This is a genomic window from Rothia mucilaginosa (genome assembly GCF_964211445.1).
GTDB lineage: Bacteria > Actinomycetota > Actinomycetes > Actinomycetales > Micrococcaceae > Rothia > Rothia mucilaginosa_E.
This window is the reverse complement of the sequence record NZ_CAXOQT010000002.1, coordinates 110,003-116,603: the sequence shown is the minus strand read 5'-3', so window position 1 is coordinate 116,603 and position 6,601 is coordinate 110,003. Positions and strand designations below refer to the sequence as shown.

Sequence of the window (6,601 nt, the reverse complement as noted above, 5' to 3'; positions counted from 1 at the left end):
CCATCGGCCGATGATCTTTTCCTTCAGCCAACGGTAGCGTGAAACGGGTCATCCTATGAGCCGGGTTCTGTCTAAAACGCCGCCCGAAGGGGCGTTTCGAGGCAATCATCTATCTAGAACGTACGTTGCCGCACGTCTCAAGCAGCCTACCCGAATACGCACCCCGATTAAGCGGGGATCGGGCGCACTACCCTACCATGGCGTATTCTGTTTGACCTTGCTCCGAATGGGGTTTACCTAGCCGGGCACGTCACCGCGCCCGCTGGTGGTCTCTTACACCACCCTTTCACCCTTACCGCGGCGAACCGCGGCGGTTTACTTTCTGTGGCACTGGCCTGCGGGTTACCCCGAGTGGATGTTATCCACCATCCTGTGCTGTGGAGCCCGGACTTTCCTCGAAGCACGTATGCCTCGCGATTGCCCGGACGGCCCGTTTCACCTCACCCATTATACTCATACCCCTGGCGGCGGCTATTTCGCGGGTTCGTCTCACAGGCGTGGTTCCCTCACGGGCATGCCGGGGCCTCGTAGCTACGCTGCGTCTCGCGGATGTCTTAGCGGCCTCGCGGGTACACTGGAGAGATGCTGATTCTTCTTCCCCCTTCCGAAGGTAAGACCCCCGCCCCGGCTGGCAATGCGCCGGTTTCATTCGCTGACCTCTCGTTCCCCGAGCTGACTGCCGAGCGTGAGAGCATCCTGGAGGAGCTGGCCGCGGTCAGCTCTAGCCCCGACGCCTTGGCAGAGCTCAAGGTGGGCGCATCCCTCGAGGCAGAGGTGGAACGCAACACGCGTCTGCTCACCGAACCTGCACAGCCGGCAATCCGCACCTACACGGGTGTTCTCTTTGAGGCGCTGGATTATGCAAGCTTCTCCCCCGCCGAACGCGATGCCGCACACTGGTCGCTACTGATTTCTTCGGCACTGTGGGGCGTGCTTCGCCCCGAGGACGCAATCCCCGCCTACCGCCTGTCCATGGGCGTGAAGCTGGGCTCGATTGGTGCGCTCGCCTCCTTCTGGAAGGGGGCGCTGGGCACCGCCCTGGAGGCAACCGCGAAGGACCAGCTGATTCTGGATTGCCGTTCTGCCGCCTACGCGAAGTCGTGGGTGACTCCCCCGTCGCAGACTCTGGCGGTTCGTGTGGAGCGTGTGGCTGCTGATGGGTCGCGTAAGGTCGTCTCGCACATGGCGAAACATTACCGTGGTTTATTTGCGCGTTACCTGATTCAGTCGGGTTTGGCGGCTCGTCCTATTGATGGCTCTACGGCTGGTATTGCCGAATTTTTGGAAGCGGTCAGCGAGGATTGGTCGGTGGAGTGTACCCTGCCGACGGCGCGTAAGGCGGGTATTTTGACGCTGCTGGTGCATGAGCAGTAGCGGCTGTTTGCTGTTATTTCTGACTATTTTCATGTGTCAGCACGAAGATTTTTTAACTATTTTTTCGGGGATTTTTAATGTATTTCCCCCTGTAAAACCACTTTTTCCCACATTTTTTGGGCTGGTTTTAACGCATCAAGAAGGCGGATGGTGTCTATCTATCCGCCTTCTTTTTATGCACAGAAGTGCTTATAGTATTTAATGACTCGCCACTGGTGGCGGGCGATTCACTCACTACCATTCACACTTGCAACTCAACACACATGGAACACGAAACACCACATACGTAAAGCAGATAGTCAGCGGTTCACTCCCCTGGCTATAGGTTTGCTAGCGTAAAAATAACCGCTCAGAAACACATCGATGGGACAACGTTATGTCTACTTTTTCCTCTCGTCGCGCCCTTTTTAAGGGTGCAGCAGCACTAACAGTCGCTGGCGCTTTGGGCGCTTACCACGCCAGCGAGCAGAACGCCCAGGCTGCCACCTTGGACGTTAAGACTACTCCGCTGACGTTCAAGATTACCGAGGCGTCGTTTGATATTAGCGGCTTCAACCTCAGCTATGAGATTACCGGCTTGCAGGCCGTGATTGATAGCGGCCTGTACACCCCGTACATTGAGGTCGGCTACTACACCAAGGAGAAGGGCTTCACCCAGTTCTATTTCTTCTCTCTTGAGCCGAAGAAGCGCATCGAGAATGATGTCTACATTAGGCATCACGTCATTGATCCTGAGATCACCGGTGGCCCGAATGCAGACTTTGGTGTTCGCCTGTCTCTTCGTCCGCGCCGTGAGCAGTACACCATTCTGCGCACTCTTGAAGTTCGCCCCAAGATTGACACGGAGTTCGCGTGGGCACCTTTCATTGTGGATATTGATATGGATGGCGAGTACGCCCCCGATATCTACAGGTCATGTAAGGCAAAGGTTCTGCTGCTCGATAAGGAACGTTGCTTCTACCCTAAGCGTGCGGTGACCCGCGGCGACCTGATGGATGCAATCTACCGAGGCGCCCGCTCGCCGAAGGTGAAGCTTCCTGCGCGTTCTCCTTTCCCGGATTTGTCCCCGAAGGATGAGCGTTACCCGGCGTATATTTGGGCGTATCAGAACGGTCTGACTTCCGGCTGGTCTGACGGTAAGATGCACCCGGAGGCGGTGGCTAGCCGCGCTACGATGGCTGCGTTCTTCTACCGTTACTTTATGCTTACCCCCGGTCGTCGTTCTTATTGGTTCCGTCCCACTACCCCGCAGGATATGAAGCCGGGTGCCCCGTTCTACACCGAGTCGGTGTGGCTGCACTCGTCGGTGAATATCGATACGAGATATCACTATAAGAGCAAGGATTTCCGTCCGACCAAGACTGCTACCCGCGAGGAGCTGGCTCGTGTCCTGTCAATGCTCGACATGCTTGACACCATCCCCAACAGCCCCTATATCGATGATTAGGATTCGGCAGGTGCCTTGAACCGTACGGTTGCCCCTGCGTGTTTTAGCTTGGGTTGACTTCTAAGAACAGCAGCTGAAGATAGTGGCTATAGAAGGGGCGGTGAGAGTTTTTCTCTCACCGTCCCTTTTTGTGTGCCCGTTTTCTGGTACTGGCGCTGCTGGGTGCCGTTTTTAGCGTTGGTGATGCTTCCATTTTTGTCTCTCTATTGTGTGGTCTTTTTGGGGTTTGGGCTTTGTATAAAACATGGGCGTAATTTTTGAATTTTTTGTCTTATAACTCTCTTCGACATGTTTTTTCTCGTGTTTTCATTGAATGTTCGAGTCAGGGGTTGGTAGGCTGAGATTGCACTTCAGCATGCTGCCGCTTCGGGTCCTCTACGATATGGATTCGGTGTGGATTCGGTGCGGTGGACTGTCACTCATTTATCCTCTCAACTTCTTTTCTCATTCGTCCTCTTTCATGCAGAAAATTCAGATTGGATAATGATGTCCTCGTTCTTTAAGCCTGCTCGCAGCACGCACCGAAAGGTTGCGGGTGCTTCCCTGGTTTTGGGTTTGAGCCCGCTGCTGGCTTTGACGCCGGTGGCGGCCCAGCCGGCGCCCGCCTCCCCCGCGCAGAACGCACCCGTACAGAACGCGCCCGTGCAGGGTGATAAGCAGGATGCTTCCCTGCCGACCCTGCGCGTATCCAGCGGCTCCCTCGACATTCTTCACGGCGATACCGTGCACGTGGAAGGTACCGGGCTGAGCCCTGAGTTCTTGGCGCATCACGAGCTACGTAGCCTCACGATTGCCCCGAAGGGCTCTTCGACCTACGCCAACCCCTACCAAAAGGTCGATCACCGCGGCCTCGTCTTTGACGCCCCGAAACCAGCTGCCGACGGCAGTTTCAGCGCCGACCTGACGGTTCCAGCGAATAGCCTGCCGGCAAACCTGGAGTACGAGGTCATTCTCACCTACCGCCCCGTAGATGAGGCGCACCCTTACGCATGGAACACTGAGGATCGCGTCCGTACGGCGCTGCCGGTGGAGTTCAACCTCCCGAAGGCGCAGCTCCCCTCCATCACCTATGATGTTTCGGCTATTTCTGAGGAGCAGATTGCTTCCGGCCAGCCGATTGAGGTGACGCTGACGGGTACCGGTTTTCAGGATGTCAGCTCCGTGGACTTCACCCTGTCCGAGCATGATGAGCAGGGAAAGGTCACGAACTCTAATGTGGCTTCGCTTGGTGAGCTGAAGGCACCGGATACGGAAGAGAATCAGCGCATTTTCAAGGGTCTGATTCCTAACGGCTATTTCCAGAAGAAGATTACGATCCCTGCGGGAGTCCTGAAGTCCGGTAAGGGGTATTCCCTGGATGTTTCCGGTGTAGAAACCCACGGGGGGAACGGGTGGAAGAAGCTGTCGCGTAAGTTCCCCTTCGTTCCTGTGGGCAATCACCCTGCGCGCATGGCATATCAGGATAATTCGTTCAGGAATACCCTGCCGAAGGTATCTGTTGCTGCGCAGGATTTTGATCCCGGTCAGGACCGCGTCTATAAGGTGACTATTTCTAATATCTCACCCGAGGTGGACCTGGGGTACTACCTTGAGTCTGTGGCGATTTATAACGCTACCTCTGGTGAGAAGGCACCTTTTGCGAAGAATGATGTAGCCGACCAATACTATAAGCGTGACGAGCTGGTAACCCGCAATGCTGACGGTACTCTGACCGTGGAGGTTGAGTATAAGGTTGACGGTTATTCCAGCTATAGGCCGACTTCTCGCGGTTCAGTGGCTGAAGTGCGTGTGGTGTTCTCGGACTATGAGTATTCGTACGGTCACCATAAGTTCACGGTGAGCACCCAGCTTCCGATGGCGCCTCTTGCCGCTGATGCTTTTGATTGGGTGAACCCGGCAAATGTTCAGTTGAAGGTCGATTCGGGAACCCTCAATATTTCTCAGGGTGGCACGGTGTCGGTGACGACTTCTCCGTTGAGCGCTGAATTCCGTAAGAAGTACACTTTCTACGAGCTGGTTCTGGTGCAGCGCGGATCGTTGTACGCGTATGCGGAACACAATAGTTATGCGCCTCTCGACGAGTACGGCGGGTTTCTCAAGGACTTGAAGCCCCAGGTGCGGGAGAACCCGGACGGTAGCCTCACCTACACGTTTGAGGTTCCCCCGCAGTACATTGAGGCTGCCGACGGTGAGCTCTTCGATGTGGTGATGACGTACTACTGGTCGTCGGATGAAGCTGAGCTGGAACCTTGGAGTTTGGCGGACCGTTTGTATGCCCGCGCCCATATTGATGTGGTTCAGGATGCGCAGCCGACCCGTGGGACCTACACCTTCAGTCAATCCGCTATCAATGACCCGTGGAAGGATACGACGCTGCGGGTTGAGGGACGCCATGTCCTCGTGCGGGCTAGGGAACTGATTTCTAATGATTCTCCGGTCATCGCTATCTATGAGGCTGACCCTGCAACGGGAAAGATGGTGGGTGAGCCTGTGTTCACTCAGCGGGTGGACTACACGTACTACGGGGTTAACTCCAGGTGGTTCCGCAATAACTATTTCAGCACGGAGATGAAGATTCCGGCGGGTACGTTGAAGCCGGGCAAGCTCTACTTTATTGGCATGTATGGGGACGGGTTGCCTTACCCTGGCATGGAAGATTCTCCGGGTTCTATGCTGAATGATGTTGCTGAGTTCCTTCCGGTGCATTCTCCCGAGCACGAGTCCACGGGGCCCACACTGCACCTTGGGTCGGTGGGCCTGAGCCCGTACGCGAAGACGAACTCGTTTACGGCACGCGCTACCGGGCTCTCTGCGCCGGGTGAAGGATCGTACCGTCTCTCGGTGCATCATGTTGATGAGCAGGGACGTTTGACCGGTCAGACGGTACTCCAGCAGGCGATTCCCGCCGATCGCATCCAGAATGGCAGGGTGGAGATGGACCTGACGATTACTCAGCAGCTGAGCTATTCGGGCGCTTATCGTCTGGTCTTGGAGAAGGTCACCCCCGCTAAGGATGGTGCCGCGGAGTCGGTGGAGCAGCTTGATGTCGAGGATATTCCTCTGAAGCTGACGCGTGAGGATGAGCTGCAGGCGGCTGAGAGCTGGTTTGCTGAGCGTGAGATTCTGCCTGGTCCTTCGCCAATGTCCTGGAATAGCAATCTGACGCGCCGCGATGTGACGGTGGCGCTGTACCGTTTGGCTGGTTCCCCGAAGGTTGAGCTACCTGCTTTTAGCCCGTATGCGGATGTGGCATCGAGCGACCCGGACTACGCCGCGTTCATTTGGGCTCGTCAGAAGGGTATTACCTTCGGTTGGGCGGACGGCAAGTTCCACCCGGATGCGCCCCTTTCGACCCCGTCGACGGTGGCGTTCCTGTACAGGTACCAGAAGGCGACGGGTCAGGTCACGCCGAAGGCACCGACCTCTTCTTCGTTGCCGGGTAACCAGGATGCGCCCCAGAGTTCCGGTGGCTGGCAGCATCAGGTTCGTGAGGGTAGCGCTTTCTGGCGTGAGGCTCAGTGGGCTGTTGATTACCGCATGTGGGGTTACAGCGTTGACGGGGAATACGCCTATGAGGGCTTTGATAATTCTTCCATTTCCTCTGGTGATTTTGCGTTGATGCTGTACCGCTTGGAGCACGGCGGCAGCCACCTCAGGTAGCGCCCGGTCGTGGTGAGGAGTGACCGGTGGGCTGGGATGCTCGACGTAGTTCGGCTTTTCAGCCCGCCGGTGCAGCCTCTTTCCCCCCTCCCGAGCGACTTCTCTTGCCTGATACCAGGA

The 6,601-nt window shown here is 56.3% G+C and carries 3 protein-coding genes and 1 other RNA gene; 3 read left to right on the top strand and 1 reads right to left on the bottom strand.

Annotated features, from left to right (window positions below; all coding sequences use genetic code 11):
- Nucleotides 1-40 precede the first annotated feature (40 nt).
- Nucleotides 41-433: RNase P RNA component class A (gene rnpB, locus AB8E48_RS01020), an RNA gene on the bottom strand.
- Between the two features lie 149 nt (nt 434-582).
- Between rnpB and AB8E48_RS01015 the strand changes: the two genes are divergently transcribed.
- From AB8E48_RS01015 to AB8E48_RS01005, 3 genes are all read left to right on the top strand, one after another.
- Nucleotides 583-1,374 carry a YaaA family protein gene (locus tag AB8E48_RS01015; protein ID WP_297606814.1) on the top strand — a complete coding sequence of 264 codons (792 nt, stop codon included), beginning with the start codon at nt 583-585 and terminating at the stop codon, nt 1,372-1,374.
- A gap of 376 nt (nt 1,375-1,750) precedes the next feature.
- A complete protein-coding gene (locus AB8E48_RS01010; RefSeq protein ID WP_368885471.1) occupies nt 1,751-2,821 on the top strand; it encodes an S-layer homology domain-containing protein in 1,071 nt (356 codons plus the stop codon).
- Between the two features lie 483 nt (nt 2,822-3,304).
- Nucleotides 3,305-6,481, top strand: coding sequence for an S-layer homology domain-containing protein (locus AB8E48_RS01005; RefSeq protein ID WP_368885470.1), 3,177 nt, complete (start codon nt 3,305-3,307; stop codon nt 6,479-6,481).
- Nucleotides 6,482-6,601 lie beyond the last annotated feature (120 nt).